Origin of the sequence: Turicibacter sp. GALT-G1 (assembly GCF_025594995.1) — a bacterium.
Lineage (GTDB): Bacteria > Bacillota_I > Bacilli_A > MOL361 > Turicibacteraceae > Turicibacter > Turicibacter bilis.
In genome coordinates this window covers 1-22172 of sequence record NZ_JAMQUS010000049.1, presented here as the reverse complement: position 1 = coordinate 22172, position 22172 = coordinate 1, and the positions used below count along the sequence as shown (strand labels likewise).

At 33.8% G+C, this 22172-nt stretch carries 22 protein-coding genes, 1 tRNA gene, 1 other RNA gene and 1 pseudogene; 5 read left to right on the top strand and 20 right to left on the bottom strand.

Going from position 1 to position 22172, the window contains the following annotated elements; all coding sequences use genetic code 11:
• Positions 1–88: 88 nt before the first annotated feature.
• The 5 genes from NEH74_RS09010 to tadA form a co-directional block, all read right to left on the bottom strand.
• Positions 89–979 carry a substrate-binding domain-containing protein gene (locus NEH74_RS09010; protein ID WP_055305726.1) on the bottom strand — a complete coding sequence of 297 codons (891 nt, stop codon included), beginning with the start codon at positions 977–979 and terminating at the stop codon, positions 89–91.
• A gap of 164 nt (positions 980–1143) precedes the next feature.
• Positions 1144–2481 (bottom strand): sensor histidine kinase, encoded by a 1338-nt coding sequence (locus tag NEH74_RS09005; RefSeq protein ID WP_055305725.1) that lies wholly within the window; start codon positions 2479–2481, stop codon positions 1144–1146.
• Positions 2474–3166, bottom strand: a complete 693-nt coding sequence (locus NEH74_RS09000) for a response regulator transcription factor (protein WP_055244319.1) — start codon at positions 3164–3166, stop codon at positions 2474–2476. Before NEH74_RS09000 ends, NEH74_RS09005 begins: the two co-directional genes overlap by 8 nt.
• 162 nt (positions 3167–3328) lie before the next feature.
• An RNA gene (gene ffs / locus NEH74_RS08995) (signal recognition particle sRNA small type) lies at positions 3329–3424 on the bottom strand.
• 32 nt (positions 3425–3456) lie between these two features.
• Complete coding sequence (gene tadA / locus NEH74_RS08990) at positions 3457–3945, bottom strand: tRNA adenosine(34) deaminase TadA (RefSeq protein ID WP_055244321.1); 489 nt, start codon at positions 3943–3945, stop codon at positions 3457–3459.
• A 96-nt stretch (positions 3946–4041) separates the two neighbouring features.
• Between tadA and NEH74_RS08985 the strand changes: the two genes are divergently transcribed.
• Positions 4042–4254, top strand: a complete 213-nt coding sequence (locus NEH74_RS08985) for a heavy-metal-associated domain-containing protein (RefSeq protein WP_055244323.1) — start codon at positions 4042–4044, stop codon at positions 4252–4254.
• 678 nt (positions 4255–4932) lie between these two features.
• Here the strand turns inward: NEH74_RS08985 and NEH74_RS08980 are convergent.
• The gene (locus NEH74_RS08980; protein ID WP_055305724.1) at positions 4933–5298 is read right to left on the bottom strand and encodes a metal-dependent transcriptional regulator; all 366 of its coding nucleotides are present in this window, start codon (positions 5296–5298) and stop codon (positions 4933–4935) included.
• Positions 5299–5494: 196 nt separating this feature from the next.
• On the opposite strand from NEH74_RS08980, the gene NEH74_RS08975 reads away from it, so the two are divergent.
• The 4 genes and pseudogenes from NEH74_RS08975 to NEH74_RS13710 all read left to right on the top strand — a co-directional run bounded on the left by NEH74_RS08975 (position 5495) and on the right by NEH74_RS13710 (position 8127).
• The gene (locus tag NEH74_RS08975; RefSeq protein ID WP_055244327.1) at positions 5495–5704 is read left to right on the top strand and encodes a ferrous iron transport protein A; all 210 of its coding nucleotides are present in this window, start codon (positions 5495–5497) and stop codon (positions 5702–5704) included.
• 14 nt (positions 5705–5718) lie between these two features.
• The gene (locus NEH74_RS08970; protein ID WP_055244329.1) at positions 5719–5943 is read left to right on the top strand and encodes a ferrous iron transport protein A; all 225 of its coding nucleotides are present in this window, start codon (positions 5719–5721) and stop codon (positions 5941–5943) included.
• 29 nt (positions 5944–5972) lie between these two features.
• A pseudogene (feoB, locus tag NEH74_RS08965) lies at positions 5973–7821 on the top strand (ferrous iron transport protein B); the annotation flags it as partial.
• A complete protein-coding gene (locus NEH74_RS13710) occupies positions 7813–8127 on the top strand; it encodes a FeoB-associated Cys-rich membrane protein (protein ID WP_411040524.1) in 315 nt (104 codons plus the stop codon). The pseudogene feoB and the gene NEH74_RS13710, both read left to right, overlap by 9 nt.
• A 120-nt stretch (positions 8128–8247) precedes the next feature.
• On the opposite strand, the gene NEH74_RS08960 is transcribed toward NEH74_RS13710, so the two are convergent.
• The 14 genes from NEH74_RS08960 to NEH74_RS08895 all read right to left on the bottom strand — a co-directional run bounded on the left by NEH74_RS08960 (position 8248) and on the right by NEH74_RS08895 (position 21863).
• Positions 8248–8340 (bottom strand) — tRNA-Ser (locus tag NEH74_RS08960).
• A 62-nt stretch (positions 8341–8402) separates the two neighbouring features.
• The gene (locus NEH74_RS08955; RefSeq protein ID WP_055305723.1) at positions 8403–9005 is read right to left on the bottom strand and encodes a thymidine kinase; all 603 of its coding nucleotides are present in this window, start codon (positions 9003–9005) and stop codon (positions 8403–8405) included.
• A 177-nt stretch (positions 9006–9182) separates the two neighbouring features.
• Positions 9183–10082, bottom strand: coding sequence for an LD-carboxypeptidase (locus NEH74_RS08950; RefSeq protein WP_238581300.1), 900 nt, complete (start codon positions 10080–10082; stop codon positions 9183–9185).
• Positions 10083–10096: 14 nt separating this feature from the next.
• The gene (locus tag NEH74_RS08945; RefSeq protein ID WP_055275246.1) at positions 10097–11278 is read right to left on the bottom strand and encodes a M20 family metallopeptidase; all 1182 of its coding nucleotides are present in this window, start codon (positions 11276–11278) and stop codon (positions 10097–10099) included.
• A 141-nt stretch (positions 11279–11419) separates the two neighbouring features.
• Positions 11420–13795 carry an EAL domain-containing protein gene (locus NEH74_RS08940; protein WP_055305722.1) on the bottom strand — a complete coding sequence of 792 codons (2376 nt, stop codon included), beginning with the start codon at positions 13793–13795 and terminating at the stop codon, positions 11420–11422.
• A 119-nt stretch (positions 13796–13914) separates the two neighbouring features.
• Positions 13915–14676, bottom strand: coding sequence for a MerR family transcriptional regulator (locus tag NEH74_RS08935; protein WP_055305721.1), 762 nt, complete (start codon positions 14674–14676; stop codon positions 13915–13917).
• 111 nt (positions 14677–14787) lie between these two features.
• On the bottom strand, positions 14788–15153 hold the full coding sequence (locus NEH74_RS08930) for a proteasome assembly chaperone 4 family protein (protein WP_070099801.1): 366 nt from the start codon (positions 15151–15153) through the stop codon (positions 14788–14790).
• A 27-nt stretch (positions 15154–15180) separates the two neighbouring features.
• Entirely contained in the window at positions 15181–15924 is a 744-nt protein-coding gene (locus NEH74_RS08925) for an ABC transporter permease (RefSeq protein WP_055244784.1), read from the bottom strand.
• The gene (locus NEH74_RS08920) at positions 15921–16682 is read right to left on the bottom strand and encodes an ABC transporter ATP-binding protein (protein ID WP_055244786.1); all 762 of its coding nucleotides are present in this window, start codon (positions 16680–16682) and stop codon (positions 15921–15923) included. The genes NEH74_RS08925 and NEH74_RS08920 overlap by 4 nt, the downstream gene beginning before the upstream one ends.
• Before the next feature lie 20 nt (positions 16683–16702).
• Positions 16703–17665: an ABC transporter substrate-binding protein gene (locus NEH74_RS08915; protein ID WP_055244788.1), complete on the bottom strand. Its 963-nt coding sequence runs from the start codon at positions 17663–17665 to the stop codon at positions 16703–16705.
• Positions 17655–18245 (bottom strand): UbiX family flavin prenyltransferase, encoded by a 591-nt coding sequence (locus NEH74_RS08910; protein WP_055305719.1) that lies wholly within the window; start codon positions 18243–18245, stop codon positions 17655–17657. Before NEH74_RS08910 ends, NEH74_RS08915 begins: the two co-directional genes overlap by 11 nt.
• A 10-nt stretch (positions 18246–18255) precedes the next feature.
• A complete protein-coding gene (locus NEH74_RS08905) occupies positions 18256–19128 on the bottom strand; it encodes a UbiA-like polyprenyltransferase (RefSeq protein WP_055305718.1) in 873 nt (290 codons plus the stop codon).
• On the bottom strand, positions 19115–20935 hold the full coding sequence (locus NEH74_RS08900) for a menaquinone biosynthesis decarboxylase (RefSeq protein ID WP_262941286.1): 1821 nt from the start codon (positions 20933–20935) through the stop codon (positions 19115–19117). Before NEH74_RS08900 ends, NEH74_RS08905 begins: the two co-directional genes overlap by 14 nt.
• Before the next feature lie 613 nt (positions 20936–21548).
• Positions 21549–21863 carry a hypothetical protein gene (locus NEH74_RS08895; RefSeq protein ID WP_070099803.1) on the bottom strand — a complete coding sequence of 105 codons (315 nt, stop codon included), beginning with the start codon at positions 21861–21863 and terminating at the stop codon, positions 21549–21551.
• Positions 21864–22172: the final 309 nt, after the last annotated feature.

Here is a 22172-nt window from a genome sequence, read left to right as displayed (position 1 = left end):
TAAGCCTTTTGTAACGAGTCGCTGTTGGAGAATTCACCTAAATTAAAAAAGAAATCACTGAGGAAGTAGTGATTTCTTTTTTAATTCATTATTTTGTTAATTCTGACCACTCAGTAATGTTTCCTGTGTAAACCTCTTTGATTTGATCTTTTGAAATATCTGTTACGTTATTTGATGGGTTAACAACTAATGCGATTCCGTCCATACATAACGTAACAGGTATAATTCCCTCTGCTAATTCTGATTCTTTGATTTCACGAGAAGCAAATCCTAATGTGTATACTCCTGAAATCGCATTTTTAACTCCAGCTCCTGAACCTGTTGCATCGTATGTATAAGTTACTTTAGGAAATAAAGCTGTAAATTCTTCTGCTAATGCCTTAACTGCATCTTCTGTTGATGTTGATCCACCCATCACAATGTTTCCTGATAAGTCACCGTATTTTGACATATCAAACGCTTCAGCATTTTTTGTATCAACGATTGTTCCTTTTGATTCTAAAATTTCTAATCCATCAATTGAAGATACGAAATCGATAAATGCACGTTCAACATCTGTAATATTTTCTTCCATATATACCATTTCGAATGGACGTGCTACTGAGTATTTTCCTTCTAATACATTTTCAGCTGTTGCTTCTACACCTTCTACTGTTAATCCATTAATTTTCCCATGATTTTCTTCTAGTGTTACGAATGAAACATATCCGATTGCAGCATCATTTGCCGCTACATATGTTGCCACAACTCCATTTCCATCTTTAATTGTCGCATTTGCTGTTAATGGATCTTGATCTTCTCCATTAAATCCAATGATTTCTTCAAATGCTGAACGAGTCCCTGATCCCGCTTCACGACTTACAACATCGATTGCCCCTTCTACAGCTTGTGTTGTGTCTGATCCGTTGTTAGTTGACCCACATGCTGCCATTGAAAAAGTTAATGCTGCAGCTGCTACTAAACTTAATAGTTTTTTCATTCTCATCATTCCTCCATGATTTATCTCTGCTCTGTTGATGAGTTAATTGTAATACAAATTGACCCTTCAAATATTAATTTTCTGTTAAGAAATAGTTAAGATATGATTAATAATAGTTTATAGCTAGTCGACAAAAATATACAAAAAAAAGAAGTAAGCTCAGCTTACTTCTTTTTTTGTTGAGGTAATGTCACGATGAATTTACTTCCTTTATTTAGTTCACTTTTAACTTTGATATTTCCACCGTGTGCCTCAATAATAGATGCAACGATAGATAATCCAAGTCCCGTTCCGCCTGTATGACGTGATCTCGCTCTATCCACTCGATAGAATCTTTCAAAAATATGTGGAATGTCAGCAGCAGGAATCCCGATTCCTTGATCAATGACTTGAGTTTCAATATTTGAACCACGTTGCCTGATTCTAATCGTAATCGTTGTGTCTTCCCCTGAATAATGGATAGCATTCGTTAATAGATTGAGGAAGCAATGTTGTAACTTGATATAATCCCCATCTAGACTATAATCTTCTGTGGCTTCAAGCATAATTTTTTGATTTTTTAGATTAGCAATATTGAGTGTTTGAACAATACAATCTGTCAGTAATTCATTTAGACAAACACGATCGGTATTATGCTTGATTTGATCATGTTCATAACGATTAATTAACAATAAATCTTTAACGAGTTGTTCCATTCGGTTATTTTCATCTTGAATAATCGTTAAAAATTCATCACAGGTTTGTGGATCATTTTTTGCTCCGTTCAATAAAATTTCCGTACATCCTTTAATCGCACTTATTGGGGTTTTCAGTTCGTGTGACACATTTCCGAAGAACTCTTTTTGTAAGCTTTCATATTTTTTGATATCAGTAATATCGTGAAATAAGATAACAGCTCCATTAAAGTCCTCGCGCTCATTAAAAATGGGATGCGCCGTTGAAATATAATATTTTTGATTAATTTCTAATTGTTTTTTTCGCGTCGTTTCACAAATCAGTGCATCTTCTAAAATTTTACGTAAGGACTCATTTTTCACCTCTTGGAAAGAAACCCTTTTAAGAGCTGACATATTCACCCATTCTTTAAAGCGATTATTAGCATATTCAAGTTCACCATTAATGTTTAAGATAACCATTGGATCTTGAATACTATTCGTAATAATACTAATAATCTGCATGTTGCGACGATTTCTAAATTCTTGTTTTTGAATAAATCGCATTAATTTATTATATTGAACTCCAATAACTTCTTGCTGTTCAATCACCAATGGAGAGATATTGCTCCAATCCCGATGTTCTTGAATGTTAGCAGCGACCTCATCGTATTTTTTAAGTTGATTGAGATACGTCATCGAACGTCCGTATTGCATGATCATTAAAATAAGTAAGATTAGTAAAAATAAAATCGTAACTTGACTATTGTTTTGACTATAAAGATTAGTGATTAATAACAAGGTGAAAACAATATAAAATGAAATAAGTTCATGACGGCTATCAATCATTTGCTTCGTCCTCTAACATATATCCCACTCCACGAATGGTTTTAATTTTAATCCCATAAGGTTTCAATTTATCACGAATTTTAAAAATGTGGACATCGACAATTCGTGTATCACCGTCGTATTCAAATCCCCATAATCGATCGAGTAAAACGTCACGAGAAAGCGCCTGACCTTTATGTTGGATTAAAAACTCTAGTAATTCATATTCTTTAAGTGTAAAATCAACTACTTGATCATCAATTAATACTTCAAATCGACTACTATCTAGCCTAATACGCTGATAGCTTAAATAAGATTTACCTTTCCCTGCAGATAAAACTTCTCTTCTTCTAATAATGGCCTTTACTTTCGAGACAACTTCACGCGATGAGAAAGGTTTAGTCATGTAATCATCAGCCCCTACATCAAGACCAAGAACACGGTCTAATTCATCATCACGTGCTGATAAAATAACAATATAAATTGAATTTCCACGATTACGAAGTTCTTTACAAACGGAAAAACCATCGCGCTTCGGCAACATGACATCTAGTAACATGACATCATATTCATCAGCTAATGCTTTTTGCAATCCCTCTTCCCCATCTGAGGCGAGATCGACTGAAAAACCTGATTGCATTAAATCATATTGTAAAATACGTTGAATTGAAATTTCATCTTCAACAACTAACACTTTTTTACTCATCGAATGACACCTCCAAAAAAACAATTGATTATGTTTATTCTATCATACTCAAGCTTGTGCTTCTGTTAAGTTTTTGTTAAAGACCTTTTTAGTTTGAATCACTGATTCCAATTCTATTTTTCCATATTATACCGATAAATGAAGATAAAAAAAGAAAACTCCCCTTTGGTACCCTTACTCACATAAAACTAAATGCTTAAGGCTGCTACATTCCTGTCCTGACCTGGTTCACACCGTTCTATTGAATAAGGGTACCAAAAGAGAGTTTCGATTGATACACATTTAGTATATCAATTTGACTCTTGCTTGTCAACACGCTGCTGCTTTTTTTTCTGTCTTAATTCTCTAAAAAAATCTGACAACAGTTGTCCACATTCTTCTTCTAAGACACCTGAAATCACTTCACATTGATGATTAAACTTTGATTCATCAAGTAAATTATAAATTGTTCCACAGCATCCACCTTTAGGATCTTTCGCACCATAAATAACAGTCGGAATACGAGATTGAACAATAGCTCCTGCACACATCGGACATGGTTCGAGTGTAACATACATAATGCAATCTTCTAATCGCCAAGATCCAACTACTTCATTTGCTTTGCTAATGGCTAACATTTCAGCATGAGCATTTGAAAGTTGAATTTTTTCACGTAAATTGTGGGCTCTAGCAATAATTTGTCCATCTTTAACGATAACAGCACCAATGGGCACTTCTCCGATGGCTTTGGCTTTATTAGCTTCTTCGATGGCTTGTTGCATAAATAAGATGTGCTCCATAATAATCACCTGTTATTTGTTCTTTTTTAATTTATTCTATGATAAAATAGGGATGTTATCAAGACTAAGTAATAAAGAAAGTCTGAGGTGAGGATGATGGCTAAAACTTTTATGCTAAATGTAGAAAATTTAAGTTCAAATGAGGATGTAAAAAAAATTAAAGATTACTTCGAAACAAATTTAGAGGGTGTGGAAAAGTTAGATATTAATCTTTCTTTAAAATTAGTTTCTGTTCGTTATAATGAAGGGATTGGTTCCCCGAAATATATTCTTGATGCATTTAATCGTTTAGGTTACACAGTTCGTTAAGGCGAACTTCTTTTTTATATTTGAAGCTTTAATGGGGAACGCTATGAAACAAAATAAATCTTTTTTATCCCCGTTGAAGGGCCAATTGACGTTCGAAAAACTTCACGATCAACACTACGATCAGAACATTATTCTTATCACCTTTAAAGGAGATTATGTATGAGAATCCATTTTTCGATAAGTTTTATAATAATATCGATGAATGAGTGTTTCAAACAAAAATGTTTTTCTTAACGAATTGCTATAAACAATAATTGAGTATTCAAAAAGATTATTTAAATGAAAATTAATCGATTATTTCAGATTATCATTTATTAGGTTCCTTATCCTATTTTGATCACTCAAAGAGTGTAAGGTTATCCATCACTAGTAAACCTTTAAGTGAAAAACTTTTCTAGACTTATATAATAAAAAAGAGCAACGGTTACTTGTGGATAACGGCTGCTCTTTTTTATACTTCTATTTAATATTCTAATTGGTTATATATTAAATAACTCTCCATTAATAAAAAAATTAATTGAGACACTGATAAAATAGAGCTGGCTTCAGTCAGTGAGATTAATAGTAGTCGCTTTAATTAAAAGCCACTCCATCACTCCTCCTATATTTTTCACATGAGACAATGCTAACATACAGAGGTTAAAGAAAAAGACGGATATTTATCCGCCTCTTATTATGTTATTTTTTTAATAACTCTTTCATTCGATTAAACGTTTCCTCACTAATAACATGTTCAATTCGACAAGCATCTTTATCAGCTAATGATTCATCAATTTGGAGTGTCTTTATTAAAAATTCTTTAATTAAGCAATGACGTTCATAAATCGCAGTTGCTCTTTCATGACCCATTTCAGTTAAGTTAATTTGTCCATTTTTCTCTATCGTAATTAGACCTGCATTTTTCAAAATTCCCATCGCACGACTAATACTTGGTTTTGAAAAATTTAACTCGTTTGCCACATCGATAGAACGAACAGATCCATTTTTTCGGCTTAAAATTAGAATGGTTTCTAAATAATTTTCACCCGACTCTTGTAATTTCATCTACCCACCCTATTTCTTAAAATCTAAATATAGTTAATCTTAACATAGTTTGTTTCGTTTCTTCAACTTTTATACTTTTATTAAATAGCTATTGACATTATTGGATATAAATGTCAAATTAGTAATATGAGTTAGCTTAAGCTAACTTTTTTCTACTGAAGTTGGTAATTGCTAATATTAAAGGGAGGCCATAATGATGCCATTAACAATGGTAGAGATAGGAGAATCAGTTATCATTAAAAAAATTAGTGGGCGTGATGATACCAAACGTTTTCTAGAGAGTCTTGGATTTATTGTTGGAAGTGAAGTGACCATTGTATCTAAGTTTGGACAGAACTTTATTATTAATGTTAAAGATACACGTGTTGCACTCGATCAAACGATGGCAAAACGTATTTTTGTATAAGGGAGAGATATCGAATGAAAACATTAAAAGATGTGAAAATTGGTGAAACAGTCATCGTAAAAAAGCTAAATGGAACAGGACCGCTTAAGCGCCGGATTATGGATATGGGGATTACAAAAGGAGCTACTATTTATATCCGAAAAGTTGCCCCACTTGGGGATCCCATTGAAATAACCGTTCGTGGCTATGAATTATCGCTTCGTAGAGCAGATGCTGAAAATATTATCGTTGAGATTTAAATTTCCATTGGTAATCAACATCATTCACTATGATTAAGGGGGAGTTTACAATGTCTATAACAATTGCTTTAGTCGGAAACCCGAACTGTGGGAAAACGACGATGTTTAATGCTCTGGCCGGGAGTAACAGTAGAGAAAAAAGAAGGGTATTTAAAAGGAAACAAAGAGATTAAAATTGTCGATTTACCAGGGATTTATTCACTTTCTCCATATACTCCGGAAGAAATTATTACTCGTGATTTTTTAATAAATGAACAACCAGATGTCATCTTAAATATCATTGACGCTTCTAATATTGAACGAAACCTTTATTTGACCACGCAATTAATGGAAACCACTATTCCAATGGTCATTGCACTAAACATGATGGATATCGTTACAAAGAATGGAACAAAGATTCATCTTGCCAAACTATCCAAACAATTAGGATGTCGTATCATTGAGACGACAGCTTTAAAACAAAAAGGATTAAACGAGTTAATTGAAGCCGTTGTTTCTGTTAAACAAGCACCTGCGATGCCAACTTTCAGTTCAGATATTGAACGGATGTTGCACGAAATGAAGTCTTTATTATCAGGGGCTGTTCCTGAACCACTTCTTCGCTGGTACAGTATAAAGTTATTTGAGCGTGATACCCGTGTGGTAAAACAATTATCATTACCTGAAAGTGTGAAGGTTAAATTTGAGGAGATGACAATTGCTTGTGAAGAACAGTTTGATGATGATAGCGAAAGTATTATTACGAATGAGCGTTATGAGTATATTAGTCAACTAGTGTCACAGTATGTCAAAAAATCAATGCAAGGTAATTTAACGACTTCAGATAAGATTGACCAATTATTGACTAATCGTTGGCTAGCTCTTCCGATTTTCGCCTTAATTATGTGGGGAATTTATTATATTTCTATCACATCTATTGGTACCTTTGCGACGGACTGGATTAATGATTCGTTCTTTGGTGAATTCATTCAAGGAAATGTCGCAGCTTTCTTAGAAAGTATTCAGACAGCTGATTGGCTAATTGGTCTGATTGTGGATGGAATTATCGGTGGAGTTGGTGCGGTTTTAGGATTTGTTCCACAAATTATGATTTTATTTTTACTGATTTCAATATTAGAAGATTGTGGATATATGGCACGCGTGGCTTTCATTATGGATCGCATGTTTAGAAAATTTGGATTATCGGGAAAATCTTTTATTCCAATGCTCATCGGTTCGGGATGTAGTGTGCCAGCAGTTATGGCAAGCCGTACCATTGAAAATGAAAAGGATCGACGTATGACGATTATGTTAACACCTTTTATTCCCTGTGGAGCAAAATTACCAGTCTTTGCTTTAATGGCAGGTGCATTTTTCCCAACTCAATCTTGGGTAGCTCCTTCGATGTACTTCTTAGGAATTGGGATGGTTATTCTTTCAGGAATTATTTTAAAACAAACGCCGTTATTTGCTGGTGATCCTGCCCCATTTATTATGGAACTTCCACAATATCATGTTCCGAGTTTTAAAAGTGTCTTAATTCATATGTGGGATCGTGCTAAAGCGTTTATTTATAAAGCAGGAACGATTATTTTCGTTGCCTCAGGTGTCGTTTGGTTCTTGCAATCATTTAATTGGTCACTTGAAATGGTTGAAGCGAATGAGAGTATTTTAGCTTCAATCGGTCGTGTCATTGCCCCTATTTTCACTCCTTTAGGATTTGGAAATTGGCAGGCAGCTGTGGCGACTGTAACTGGATTCTTAGCGAAAGAAAATGTCGTTGCAACGTTTGGGGTATTATTTGGTTTAGGTGAGGAAATGACAGAGGAATCAGTCGAGCTACTTGGAAATATGTCAGCTTTATTCACACCCTTAAGTGCTTATTCCTTCATGGCCTTTACGTTACTGGCTGCTCCGTGTTTCGCTGCTATTGGTGCGATTAAACGTGAGATGATGTCTTGGAAATGGACATGGATTGCTATTGGATACCAAACAGGTTTAGCTTATGTTGTAGCTCTTGTGATTTATCAAGGTGGTACTTTTATTCAAACCCATCACATTTCTACAGCTACTATTATCATTACTCTAATCGTTATCATTGCTTTACTATTAGCAATCCGCAAAATCTTACGTAATCAAAAATCAACTAGATGTAACTGTGGATGTTCAGGATGTACAAAGGCGAAAACTTACCATAAATCATAAATTAAAAAAGGAGCTAAAAACATTTAGCTCCTTTTTTTGTACCCTACTATTATAACGATAATATTTTCTTACAAAGAATAAAAAAAAATCACACATGACGTGTGAATTATTATCTTGTTATGGCGGAGGAAGAGGGATTCGAACCCCCGCGACGCTTTCACGCCCTGTCGGTTTTCAAGACCGATCCCTTCAGCCGGACTTGGGTATTCCTCCGTATCAACAATATAGATTATACCGAAATATAATTATATTGTCAATCATTTATCTTAATTTTTTTATTTTTTTAAACCTAAACAATCTGGACGATCTTTTATCTCATGACAGTGACGGCAACGTGGTTCATATGCTTCTTTAGCTCCGACTTGAATAATTGGATCAAAATATGAAGCAGGTTGTCCATTAATTAATCGTTGTGAACGTGTCGCAGATGCCCCACAAACACTACAAATAGAGGTTAACTTAGTCACGAACTCTGCTTTTGTTAATAAAGCTGGCATTGTTCCAAATGGTTCACCACGGAAATCTTTATCAAGGCCTGCAACAATCACACGAATTCCCTTATCTGCTAAGTGATCAACCACTTCAACGATAGTTTCTTCGAAAAATTGCACTTCATCAATTGCAACAGCATATGTATCTTCTTTAATGTAATCTAAAATCTCAATTGGGTGTTTAATCGCGATTGACGGCATTTTCAATCCACTATGTGATACGACTTCATCGTCACTATAGCGATTATCAATAGCTGGTTTGAATAAGCAATATGGACGGCGCGCAAAGTCTAAACGCTTTAAACGACGAATTAGCTCTTCAGTCTTTCCTGCATACATACTACCACAAATTGCTTCTACCCAACCTTCTTGTCGAACATCATACATACTATGAAACCACCTTTCATCCTATCCTACATTTCTCTACGTTTTCTATCAAAATTTGAACAGCTTGATAATTATAACAGATAATTCTTTTAAGATTCAAGCCAACCTTTTAATTTCCAAATTATTTCCCAGATATACAAAAAGCGATAAAATCCTAACTGATTTTATCGCTTTTTCTTATTGACAAGTATATCCTTGTTGGATAGATAAACTATTTGTTTGAGGATTTAAAGTAACATAAGCACCTAGTGGAAGGGTAATTAGTGGGTTACAATGTCCACTTGGAATATTATAGGCAATTGGTTTATGACAAGATGTTAGTGTGCGTTTAAGTAACTTGTCTGTTTCTTTTTTATCATAAACATTGAAGTCACCTAAAATAATTCCCGCTGCATCGTTTAGCTTTCCACTAAATTTGAGTTGCATGAGTAATCGGTCAACCGCATAAACGGGTTCATTAACTTCTTCGATAAATAAAATTTTTCCTCGTGTATCAATTTCATAAGGGGTTCCGAGCGTCGAACAAATAATCGTCAAATTTCCCCCAACTAAAATTCCAGAAGCGGGACAAACGGTTTGATTATAATACGGAACATCAATCATATCAAAAGTTGTCTCTCCCATAATAGTTTCTAAAAAATGATTAGTCGTTGTTTCATTTTTAAGGAGAAGATCTTTTAGCATGGGGCCATGATAGGTGATCAGATGATGGTATTGATTGAAGAAAAGGTGCAAGTAAGTAATATCACTATAACCGATAAATGGTTTCGGATAGTTTTCAAATTTGAAGTTTTTAAAGTATGGAATAATCCGATTACAACCGTATCCGCCCCTCATACAAAGGATAGCATCGACTTCATCATCTGCAAACATCATCATAATATCTTCTGCTCGTTGGCGATCCGATAATCCTGCTAAGTAACCTTTTCGTTCAAAGCAACTGGGAGTGATGATTACATCAAAACCCATTTCTTTTAAAACTTCCTCTCCTTTAAAGACGGTTTCTGCTTCTAATGGTCCTGCCGGTGCAACAATTGCTATTTTCCCTCCCATTTTTAATGGTTTTGGTTCAATCACGCTCTCTTCCCCCCTTATTGTTCTAGTAAATGAAGTGCTGATAAGACTTGTAAACAAACCCCGATTTTAATCGCTTCTTCATCCACATCGAATGTATTCTCATGCAAAGCAGCTTGAATTCCTTTATGAGGATTCGATGTTCCTAAATTATAAAAGCATGATGGAACAGCCTCCGCAAAATACGCAAAATCTTCAACCCCAAGACTTGGATGCTCCATAATAATTACATTGTCTTCTCCAAGTAGCTTCCTTGCGACATGAGCAACAGCATCTGTAATGGCGTGAGCATTAATAAGTGGTGCATAGCCTTCTTCAATACGAACATCTGCACTTCCTCCAAAAGCTTTTGCAGTGTTTTCTGCAACTTCAATGATCCGTTTTTTCATAAAAACACGTGTCGTTTGATCAAGGGTGCGTAATGTTCCTTTAATTGTGACTTGATCACAAACAATATTCCCAGCCGTTCCTCCCTCAATAATCCCCAAACTAAGAACAGCTGTTTCAAATGGAGATAAGTTACGACTAATCAGACTTTGCAATGCCGTAATGACATGTGCCGAAATTAAAATTGCATCGATTCCATCTTGTGGATAGGCTCCATGTGCTTGTTTTCCATTAATGCTTATGATAATGGTGTCACTTGCCGCATGACACTTTCCATAATGAAATCCTACCTCACCCACATTTAAAGTTGGACGAACATGAAGTCCTAATACATGATTGACTTTCGGGTGTTCCAGACATCCTGCTTCAATCATTGGTTTAGCTCCACCTACTGTTTCTTCAGCTGGTTGAAAAAAAAGTTTAACATTCCCTTTAAACTCTTCTTTTAGCTGTTGAAGGATATAAGAAGCCCCTAATAAAATTGTTGTATGAACATCATGTCCACAAGCATGCATTTTTCCTGGTATTAATGAGGCATATAGTGCCCCTGTTTTCTCTTCAATGGGAAGAGCATCCATATCTGCTCGTAACCCAATTGTTTTCTCTCCCGGATTTCCCTCAATTAAGCCAACGATGGCTGTTTCTCCAATAAGTTGGGTTACTTTTATATTCCACTGTTGTAAATAGTCTAAAACTAACGCCGATGTTCGGTATTCCTCTAGACCTAGTTCAGGATGTTGATGTAAGTCGCGACGAATAGCAATGAGTTGTGGATAAATGGTATCGACCATTTCCTTAACTTTTTGATACATCTCTAATCCTCCTATATACTATAAGATAATTCATTATATGAAATCACCTTGTTAAAAAATGTATAGTCAACTCATTATTTTTAAGTGTGGTTAAAAACAAAAAAAGTAGAAAATCTTCAATTAAGATCTTCTACTTTTTGTTTATTTAATTAATAATAAAGCATCTTCTTTTGAAATAGGTTTTGAGAAATAATACCCTTGGATATTATCAATATCCATCTGTTTCAGTATTTCTAATTCCTCTTCATTTTCAACACCTTCTGAAATGACGGGTAATTGTAACGAATGTGCAATATCGATAATCAGTCGGACAAGGCTTTTAAATTCATCTTGCTTCCCCATCCCTTTAATAAAACTACGATCAATTTTCACCTTTGATAAAGGCAAATTAATTAAATAGTTCAATGATGAGTAGCCTGTTCCAAAATCATCAAGTGAAATAGTGATTCCTAAATCTTTTAGTTCACGTATTTTTTTAATATTCTCATTAATATTTTGCATTAAAACAGTCTCTGTAATTTCAATTCCAATATAGTTCGGATTAACATTTGCTTGTTTAATCAGTGATTTAAAATTATCCACAAAGTTATCATTCATAATTTGTAACGCAGAAATATTAATTGAGACAACGATTGGATTTTCTCTATTTTGATTAATTTCGTTAGCAAATTCAAAAGCTTGAAGACAAACATATGCACTAACTTCCTCAATTAATCTTAATTCTTCAATCAAACGAATAATCTCAATGACAGGAATATGTTTATATCTTGGATGATTCCATCTGAATAATGCTTCAAAACCGACTAATTCTTTATCAACTGTATATTGGGGTTGGTAAAATAGATTGATTTCCTTATTTTGAATCGAGTGTCTTAAATCATATTCCATTTGTAAATTAAATAATCGCTCCCGTTCAAGGTCATCTGTATAAATAACATACTGATTTTTTCCTTTTTCTTTTGCTTTATAAACCGCTAAATCCCCTTTTAACAAAATAGTTTCAACATCTCCTGACGAGCATTCATTTCGAACCACCCCAATACTCACTGAAACAATGTTAGCATACTCGCCTCTACTAAATTCTGTTCGCATCTTATTTAATAAAAGATCTAGCTTTTGAGTTAATATCTCATCGCTAATTTGTTCCCAAATAACAACAAATTCATCTCCACCTACACGGGCTACAAAAGCATCGTCACAAATATTAGCGAGTTTTTCTGCAATATGAACTAAAGCTTTATCTCCCACATGATGACCAAAACTATCATTTAACTTTTTAAAGTTATCTAAATCGATAAACAAGACAGTCAATGGAATATTTTTATTCGCTAGATCATTTTCAAGATAATGATATAAACTACGACGATTTTTTAAGCTTGTTAAAAAGTCAGTATAAGCTAATGTTTTAATATGTTCTTGAGTTTGAATGATATCTGTAATATCTTTCATTACCCCAACAATTCCAATCATTTGTTCCTGAATATCAAAGACAGGAGCTTTATAAATTTCTAATGTACGTTCATTTCCCTCACTCATTATTTTTCGAATAAATACTTTGCTCTCAAGGGTATCCATTATTAAATGATCTTCTTCTATACATCCTTCACTTAATGCATGTTCATAACAAGTTCGTCCGATAATTTCATCGCGTGTTAATTGACATAAATTTAGAAAGTTCGTATTCACATCAATATAAATTCCATTCATATCTTTTAAGAAAACAGCAAATGGAATATTTTCTAAAATGATTGAGAGTTTAGTATCTTTATTTCTAAGTTCTGTAATATCTCGAGCAATCCCAATCGTACCAATAACATCTCCCATTTCATCCATAACTGGGGCTTTATAAATATTAAATTGACGATATCCTTTTTTACCAGGAATAATTTCATCAAACATAATTTGTCGACGTTCGTTCATCACAATTAAATCAAATTCACGACAACGATCTCCGATTTGCCCATCCCAAACGAATTGATCGTCTCGACCATGAATAGTTTCATCATCTTTTCCCGAATGTTCTCTAAATTCACGATTCACGGTAATATAGTGACTTTCTTTATCTTTGAACCACGCCATATACGGATTATTATTTAATAACGCATCAAATTGTAACTCTTTATTTTTTGACATTTTAAATGCGTCAATTAAATTTAAGTTATTTTGAATTCTTAACTTTAACATTTCTTTTGTATAAGGTTTCACAATATAATCAGAAATTCCTGCCTCAATACAGTCATTTAACTTTTGCATGAATTCTTGATTAATGCACATTAAAATCGGAATATTCTGATTCATTTGATGTCTAATTTGACGAATCATTTCGATCGAATCATCTAACTCACTATTATCTATAATGATAAAATCATATTCCTTTACGTCATGATTTCGAATATTCTGATAGGTTTTACAATTTAAACTAATTTGTTCTTGATGTTCAATAAACAAATCATCTAACATTCTCTCTATTTCATTGGTTTTACTTAAAATTAAAAACCTAATTTTTTTATACTCCATACCTCTTCCTCTTCTTTATTAATCTTAGTATCTATTATAAACAAAATCAGAGTTAAAGAGAATGTTTCATAAAAAAAACCATAAAAAAAGACAGAACTTTTATTCTGTCTGATTTGCGATTATTTCGAAGTATAGTATAAAATTGCATCGCATAAAAATTGAGTTGCACCCGTTTCAACTGCATCATCATAATATGCGGTAAAACGTTCATCAGATACATACATTTGAGCTAGTCCAGCATGAGCTTCCCGACTATAACTTGGCCATGTATAGCCTAGCCATTGATGATGTAATTTTGCGACTTCTTGTGCTAATTCACCTTGAGGATTATTTGTCTTCATAGCTATTGCTAATTTTTCTAAAATTTGTTGTCCTAATTCATTCATCTGATTAAATTCTTCTTCGCTTAAATTGGCGAATTGTTTGTTAGAACGGTTAATTTTTTCATCTCCATATTTTTTACGAATTTCTTTTCCGTATTTTTGTTCATTTTCCTTAATCAATTGTTGTTTTAATCCTTGGAATTTTTCTTTGTTTGTCATTGGTTTCTCTCCTTTTTTCATGGCAATCGTTGATTGAACATTGTGAATAAGTAAATCAATTTGTGCACGTTTTTCAAGGAGTTTTTGATAATGATCATTTAAAGCATCTAGCTCATCATACGATGGATTTAAAAGAAGCTGTTTAATTTCATCGATTCCAACCTCGAGCGCTCGATAAAAGAGAATTTGTTGCAGACGATCGACTTCTTTTTGACTATAAATACGATAGCCTGATGAATTAATCCGAGCTGGTTTTAAGATTCCAACTTCATCATAATAACGCAAAGTTCTTGTGCTAACGCCAGCCAAATGAGCTAACTTTTGAATCGTATATTCCATGGTCATCCCTCCTTGTAGATTTATCATAATCGTTAACGTAACGTAAAGGTCAATAAATGATTTTAAATTTCACAAAAAAACTGTCTTTATTAAAAAGACAGCTCTTTCCTATTATGCTAAAACACTTAATAGTTCATTGATAATATCATCTAATAATTCACTTAATTGGAAAATTTCCTCTTTCTTAATGTCTTGAATATGAATACCACAACTAACGACAATGACTTTGTTTAACTGTTTGGTTAATTGACGAGCCACTCTTAATGCAAACTCATCTTCTTTGTGCCCAGGTACCGTCATTAATGAGACCGATGATGTCTGAGTAAGTGGATCATGAGGTAAAGTGATAGGAATTCCTAAAGCAACAGCTCCAATATGTGGTTCATCTCCGCCAAAGATACATATATTCAAATCATTGCCTATTTCTTGAATCTTAACACTGATTTTATGCTGATGAAATAACTTTGATAACTGCATCAATTTCAATCTCCTTTTTCTAAGCATTTATTGTTTTTTCCATTTACAAAATCGATTCTCTAATAAATCAATAATAATAAATAAAGAAACTCCTATAAGACTAAGTATCAGAATACCTGAATACATATCAATGTAATTAATTCGTGACCAAGCATCTTGAATAAAATAGCCCATTCCCTGCTTTGTCCCATAAGCCTCCACAAAAAATAAAACAGATAGGGCGGTTCCAAGTGTGACGCGAATGCTCGTTAAGAGTTCTGTTAAAATCGCGGGAAAGGTCACATGATAAAACAATTGTAATGAGCTGGCTCCTAAGCTAATAAGTGAGTGATAGTTTTCTTTTGAAACATTAATGACCGCATCACGAACTGAGACAATCATTTGAAAAACGGTAATTAAAACAATAATCATAATTTTCGAGTTATCCCCAAGTCCATAAATGGTCATAACGACTGGTAACAAAGCTGTTTTAGGAACAGGATAAACAAAATAGACAAGTGGGTTGAATAGTTTATTCATACTCGGAAAATATCCCATTAACAACCCAATGATCGTTCCAATCAGAAAAGAAATGAACATTCCTAGAAATAAACGATATAAACTCGCAATAATATGAACCTCAAATCCATTTTGTAACAAAGTAGGTAAATGTACGTAAATTTTATCGGGTGTCGGTAACACGCGAGAATTCATGATCAACGCTAATAGATACCAAATAAAATTGAACAAAATAAACCCTTTAGCTAAATTCCACATTTTTTTAAAAATCATGACTCTTCTATCCACCCTTTCTTAATCAGTTGCTTTAAATGAGCATATAGGTGTGGATAATCTGAATGATTACGATAGTCCGTTAAATGAAATAGCGGATTATCTATGATTTTAACAATCTGACCCGGGTTATTAGATAAAACCATAATTTTTTTTCCCATATATAACGCCTCATCAATGCTATGAGTAACGAAGAACGTATTAATTTTAGATTCGCTCCAAACATCTAAAAAGAGTTGTTGTGCTTCTTCTTTAATGATTGCATCTAATGCTGAAAAAGCTTCATCCATCAAAAGAAGATCAGGCTCCATTAAATAACTCCTAACAATCGCAACACGTTGTTTTTGTCCACCACTCAATTCATGAGGATATCTCTTTTTTAAATGATCAATATTAAGACGTCTCATCATCTGATCCATTTTTTCTAGTGTAGAAGAAGTGATTTTCTCTTTTTTTATCTTAAATGAAAGTAGACAGTTCTCTTGTACTGTTTTCCACGGTAAAAGTCCAAAGTTTTGTGGAATTAAGCCGATTTTATGCGAATGAGGGTTAAGTACCTCCTGATTTAGGAGGACTTCACCCTCATGAGTCGTTATAATCCCAGATAAAACTTTAAGTAAGGTTGACTTTCCACAACCTGATGGACCAATAATCGCACAAATTTCATCACGATTCATGGTGAAATCAAGCTGATTTAGAACTTGAGTCGTTCCCTCTTTACCTTGATAGAAAACAGATAAATTTTTTATCTGTATCATACAGGTTCTCCTTCATCTAGTTATTTTGTCGCAACGTTATTTAAGACATCTTTTGCTGTAATATCTTTTGTTAATAACCCTTTTGCTGTTGCCCAATCAAATACTTTCTGAACCTTTTCTACATCTGGTAAGTAGTTATGTTTGAATTTTGGCAAAATGATGTTTCCACGAGTTTCTTCAGAATAACCAACTGTTTTAATGACAGCATCTTCATACTCGCTAATGTCTGTTGAATTAATATAATCTACAGCTTTATTATAAGCATTATAGAATCCTTGAATAGCTTGTGGATATTGTTCAATGACACTGTTTAAAAATGCAGTTACTGAAATCATGATATCTGTATTGTGAATTGTTTCAATTTCAACTGCACCATCGGCAATCGCTGTTTCATTAAATGGTGCTGGTAAGATAGCGGCATCAATTTGATTATTTCTTAATGCTTCTAAACGTGCTGGCATGGCAGGAATCGCGACTTTTTCAAAATCTTCTGCTGCAATTCCATTTAATGTAGTAATATCATCTGCTAAATATTCAATCATTGTGTTTTCAGAGATTCCGATTTTTTTACCTTTTAAATCTTCTAATGAGTGAATGTTTGATTGCTCTGTCGCTACTAATGTCCAGTATCCATTTGTTGCACCCGTAATTTGCATATCCATATCTGAGTTTTGATAAATTGCAATCGCTGTTTCATCTGCTAATACACCATCTAATTGCCCTGCCTGTAATGCCGCATCGCGGTCTTTAGCTGCGTTAAATAACTCTAAATTAACCTTAATTCCTTCTTCTTCAAAATAGCCATTTTCTTGTGCAATAACGAATGGAATCGTATCGATAGACCCCATAGCCCCAAAATTCAAAGTTACCGCTTCTCCTTCTTGTGAAGTTGATGCTCCTTCTGACTTATCTGATTGACATGCCGTTAATGTTAAACCAGCAGCCACAGCTAATGTTGTAACCAATAAATTTTTAATCTTCATATTTTGTATCCTCCCATTTCTTAAATAATTCATGTTCGATTTTTAAATAACTTAAAATTTTTCCGACAACGAAGTTAATGAGATCATCCATCGTTTGTGGATGATGATAAAAACCAGGCATTGCAGGAATAATTGTTGCACCTACCTTTGATAGGCGGCACATATTTTCTAAATGAATCGTATTTAGAGGTGTTTCTCTCGGAACAATAATTAATGGACGTGATTCTTTTAAGGCGACATCCGCCGCACGACATAATAAGTTCGATGATAACCCATGACTAATTTCAGCCATTGTTCCCATCGAACAAGGTAAAATAATCACCGCATCAAAACCATATGACCCACTAGCCACACCAGCAAATAAGTTATGATTATCTTCTAATTTCACATTAGAGTACTGTTGTTGCATTTCAGTAATCCAACTTTCTAAATTTAAAGAAAGTTCATAGTTAAAGACTTTTTTTCCTGTATCTGTAGCAATGACATGAACTAAAATTCCTTGCTCTACTAATACCTCTATCATACGCTTCGCGTAAATACTTCCACTTGCTCCTGTAATTCCAACAACAATTTTTTTCATGATGTCTCTCCTAAATTAAACAATCTAATACACCCGTGATTAAAAAGACAATACTAATCACCTGATTAATACTATAAGAAGCTACTTTTACATTTTTTAAATTATCTGGTGCTACTAATTTATGTTGGATGATAAATAAAACAATATTAATCGTTAATCCAGCAAAATAAATGATTCCTAGATCCGGTGATAAGAGACCAATCATAATTAAGAAAGCAACCGCTAAGATATGAAAGGCGGATGAAATATGTAAGGCATTTTTGACTCCAAATCGTGCTGGAATCGAATGAATGCCATTTTTAACATCAAAATCGTAATCTTGTGCACCATAAATAATATCAAATCCCGCTACCCATAGCGTATTGGCAGCCCCCATTAAAAGAGGAATCCACGAAATAGTTCCAGTTACAGCTAACCATGCTCCAACAGGTGCTGCTGCAGAAGTTACACCTAAGACTAAATGACATAGCCAAGTAAATCGCTTCGTGTATGAATAAATCGTCATTAAAAAGAGCGCAATTGGGGATAAAATTAGACAAATCGTATTTAACTGCGCTGCTGCGAACACCATGATGACAAAGCAAATCACAACAAAAATGATGACTTCCTTTTTATTCATTAATCCTTGCGGAATCTGGCGGGTTGCTGTACGAGGGTTTTTTGCATCAATTTCAGCATCAATGACACGATTTAAGGCATTTGCTCCTGTACGAGCTGAAAGAAAGGCAATTAAAACCCAAAAGATTGTTTTAAAACTCAAATGCCCTTGCCCAGCTAATAACATGGAAATAAGAGCAAAGGATAATGAAAAAATCGTATGTGAGAACATGACTAAAATTCCATAGTCATTAACTTTTTTATAAATCTTTTTAGTTAATTCCATACTCGCTCCATCTCCTTGTAACTTTTTCTTTAATTTCATCAGACATAACAATATCATTTGGCCATTGACGAGGATGCTGATCTAAGGCTGTCTTTTTCGTTGCATCAATTCCAACTCGATGACCAAAGTTTTGATCTGACACTTCAACAATTTCTAAATCTCGTTTAGCATCGATATTATTAAAGACTTTCCATGCCACTTTAGAGGTATCTTTTGCATCGACGTCTTCATCTACGACAATTAAGAATTTGTTAAACGCCATTTCTTCTTGATTCCATAGTTCATGCATTAAGTTTTGGACATCTCCTGACTGTTGTTTTTTCATAGAAACAATTAAGCATCCTTGAAGGACTCCCTGTAAAGGATAATCAAAACTTTGAATTTGAGGATGAGTTTCAAGATAAGAAGTGAAATCTTTCTGCTCAGCTATCTTCCACTCCACCATCTTGCCTTCTACTTCAAATTTTCGTGTAGCATCAACACCTAATCGATAACCATAATGATCGGTCGCTGATGAGTGGTCTAATGCATCTAATGGGCCTTGTGAGAAGACTAAATCTTCTTTAAGATCTAAAGTTTTAAAGATGTGATTTGCGACCATTTTCGTATCATGAGGGTTAATGTCTTCATCCACAACAATGATCATTTTAGCATACATCATCTGTCCCATCCCCCATAGAGAATTCATTACTTTCTTTCCATGACCAGGGAATCGCTTTTTAATAGAGACGATGACGCAGTTATGAAAGACACCTTCAAAGGGTAGAGAGTAATCCACAATCTCAGGATAAATCATTTTTAAAAGCGGTAAAAATGCTCGCTCAGTTGCTTTGCTCATATAACAATCTTCCATCGGTGGTCGTCCAACAATTGTTGCTGGATAAATCGCATCTTTTTTGTGTGTGATACACGTGACATGAAAAGCTGGATACATGTCAGCTAATGAATAATAGCCCGTGTGATCGCCAAATGGCCCTTCTAATCGTAACGCTTCATTGACATCAACATATCCTTCAAGAATAAATTCTGCATCGGCTGGAACATAGATATCATTCGTAATCGATTTAACCATTTTGACTGGACGTTTTCGTAAATAACCTGCAAACATCATTTCATCAATCATTTTAGGTAATGGAGCAATTGCCGAGAAGATAATAGCTGGATCACAACCAATCGCTACTGAAACTGGCATTTTCCCACCTAACTGGCGATATTTATCATAAATTTCGCGGCCATCTTTATGCCAATGCCAATGCATACCTGTCGTATTTTTGTCAAAAATCTGCATCCTGTACATTCCTGTATTTTGAACTCCAGTGTCTGGATCCTTCGTCATGACTAATGGTAAGGTAAAAAATCGTCCTCCATCTTCAGGCCAACATTTTAAAACCGGTAAGGTTGAGAGATCTGGATGATGTTCAATGACTTCTTGGCAAGCCCCTTTCATCGGTAATTTCCAAGGAAAAACAGCTAAAAGTCTCATCAAATTTGGAATTGACCGAATCAGACTCGGAATCTTTATATAATTTTGCATATTAATTAAGTTGGCAATATCTCGCTCTAAATCATCTAGCTCATTTACACCAAGTGCCCAACTCATTCGATCATCACTTCCCATCGAATTAATTAAAACAGGATAGTTTGATCCTTTTACATTTTCAAATAACAATGCAGGTCCGTACTGTTTTGAAATTCGATCTGTAATTTCTGTAATTTCTAATTCTGCATCGACCTCTGCTGTAACCCTGACTAATTCTCCTCTTTTTTCTAAGAGGTTCATAAACGATCGAATATCTTTAAATGCCATTATTTCCTCCTCAAACTTTTATTAATTCTTCTCTTGAAACTTTTATTTTTTCTCTCCTTTTCAAAAGAAAAAACATAGTTCAAATAGTTCATTTTTTCACCACAAACTCTATTATAAAATCTCTTGTATCAAAATTTCTACATTTTATTACAAATTATAATAAGTAGTTTTTAAATAATGGATTTTTTTGTGTAATATTCTCGATAGATTCTAATAGAATCATAACTAACGAATTATTTTGTCGAACTCTGTATAACGTATTTCAAATTGAAAGCGAAACTAAATTCCAACATCCCTCTATCAAAGATAATTATTTTTCTTCATCATAAACATCTATCATTGGCTACTATAAAGAACATTAGATGAATTTAATTTATTTTTATCTATATACATGGCGAAAAGCTTTTAACATGATTTGAAAGAACTCTTATCATAGAGATTGCTTTGATATAAGTTCCTTTCAGAATCTTTTTACTATAGCTAGTATATAAGAAAAACCATCAATTAGATTTCGCCATATATAGAATATAAAAAAGAAGAAATTGACTTAACACAATTTCTTCCTACTATTTATAGTTAGTCTACCAATCAGCTTTATGTTGAGATGATTCCCTTACTCACTCTGAGTCATTAATTCAATTCGAATTAATAATTCACTCAAATGATCTTCGGTAACATTATAAAAACACCCTTCTTCATCTCGATAAAACCATGGTGAATTTAAATCATCTACATAGGCAATTCTATCGTATAGATGGTTCCAATGCATCAATTCTCCCTTTGATTCACGTAAAATCAAATCTTGAAGACGTTGTTGTGACCATAAATATTCAGAAACAACTCGCTCTATTTTCTTTGATCCATCGATTACTCCATGAATAGCATCTTCCAACTTATTCTCTTTAATTAGCCTCTGGATATCTCTCATCATATTTAACACCATTTACTTCCTTTCCATTATTATTGATCAGATTTTCATTCTATTGTTTTCTCATCATCTATGAAGTAAGTAAAAGTCAAAATCAGCAATACATAAGATAGTCCTAGTTTGAACATTTTTCAACTAAATATTCCCTAATACAGGATATTTTTGTTCTTTTTTCTAATCATTGATTTAAACAAATAGAGCTTTTGGCCTATGCCAAAGCTCTTTCTCTCTCTGTTTTTAAATCAGTTTATGTTAATTATTAAAATCTCCTCAGGTTGTTAAATTAAAATAAATCGAGTAGGAGATAAT

Coding starts and splice junctions, on each gene's coding strand:
- NEH74_RS09010 (WP_055305726.1), bottom strand. CDS start 979: ATGAAAAAACTATTAAGTTTAGTAGCAGCTGCAGCATTAACTTTTTCA.
- NEH74_RS09005 (WP_055305725.1), bottom strand. CDS start 2,481: ATGATTGATAGCCGTCATGAACTTATTTCATTTTATATTGTTTTCACC.
- NEH74_RS09000 (WP_055244319.1), bottom strand. CDS start 3,166: ATGAGTAAAAAAGTGTTAGTTGTTGAAGATGAAATTTCAATTCAACGT.
- tadA (WP_055244321.1), bottom strand. CDS start 3,945: ATGGAGCACATCTTATTTATGCAACAAGCCATCGAAGAAGCTAATAAA.
- NEH74_RS08985 (WP_055244323.1), top strand. CDS start 4,042: ATGGCTAAAACTTTTATGCTAAATGTAGAAAATTTAAGTTCAAATGAG.
- NEH74_RS08980 (WP_055305724.1), bottom strand. CDS start 5,298: ATGAAATTACAAGAGTCGGGTGAAAATTATTTAGAAACCATTCTAATT.
- NEH74_RS08975 (WP_055244327.1), top strand. CDS start 5,495: ATGCCATTAACAATGGTAGAGATAGGAGAATCAGTTATCATTAAAAAA.
- NEH74_RS08970 (WP_055244329.1), top strand. CDS start 5,719: ATGAAAACATTAAAAGATGTGAAAATTGGTGAAACAGTCATCGTAAAA.
- NEH74_RS13710 (WP_411040524.1), top strand. CDS start 7,813: ATGGCCTTTACGTTACTGGCTGCTCCGTGTTTCGCTGCTATTGGTGCG.
- NEH74_RS08955 (WP_055305723.1), bottom strand. CDS start 9,005: ATGTATGATGTTCGACAAGAAGGTTGGGTAGAAGCAATTTGTGGTAGT.
- NEH74_RS08945 (WP_055275246.1), bottom strand. CDS start 11,278: ATGTATCAAAAAGTTAAGGAAATGGTCGATACCATTTATCCACAACTC.
- NEH74_RS08940 (WP_055305722.1), bottom strand. CDS start 13,795: ATGGAGTATAAAAAAATTAGGTTTTTAATTTTAAGTAAAACCAATGAA.
- NEH74_RS08935 (WP_055305721.1), bottom strand. CDS start 14,676: ATGGAATATACGATTCAAAAGTTAGCTCATTTGGCTGGCGTTAGCACA.
- NEH74_RS08930 (WP_070099801.1), bottom strand. CDS start 15,153: ATGCAGTTATCAAAGTTATTTCATCAGCATAAAATCAGTGTTAAGATT.
- NEH74_RS08925 (WP_055244784.1), bottom strand. CDS start 15,924: ATGATTTTTAAAAAAATGTGGAATTTAGCTAAAGGGTTTATTTTGTTC.
- NEH74_RS08920 (WP_055244786.1), bottom strand. CDS start 16,682: ATGATACAGATAAAAAATTTATCTGTTTTCTATCAAGGTAAAGAGGGA.
- NEH74_RS08915 (WP_055244788.1), bottom strand. CDS start 17,665: ATGAAGATTAAAAATTTATTGGTTACAACATTAGCTGTGGCTGCTGGT.
- NEH74_RS08910 (WP_055305719.1), bottom strand. CDS start 18,245: ATGAAAAAAATTGTTGTTGGAATTACAGGAGCAAGTGGAAGTATTTAC.
- NEH74_RS08905 (WP_055305718.1), bottom strand. CDS start 19,128: ATGGAATTAACTAAAAAGATTTATAAAAAAGTTAATGACTATGGAATT.
- NEH74_RS08900 (WP_262941286.1), bottom strand. CDS start 20,935: ATGGCATTTAAAGATATTCGATCGTTTATGAACCTCTTAGAAAAAAGA.
- NEH74_RS08895 (WP_070099803.1), bottom strand. CDS start 21,863: ATGAGAGATATCCAGAGGCTAATTAAAGAGAATAAGTTGGAAGATGCT.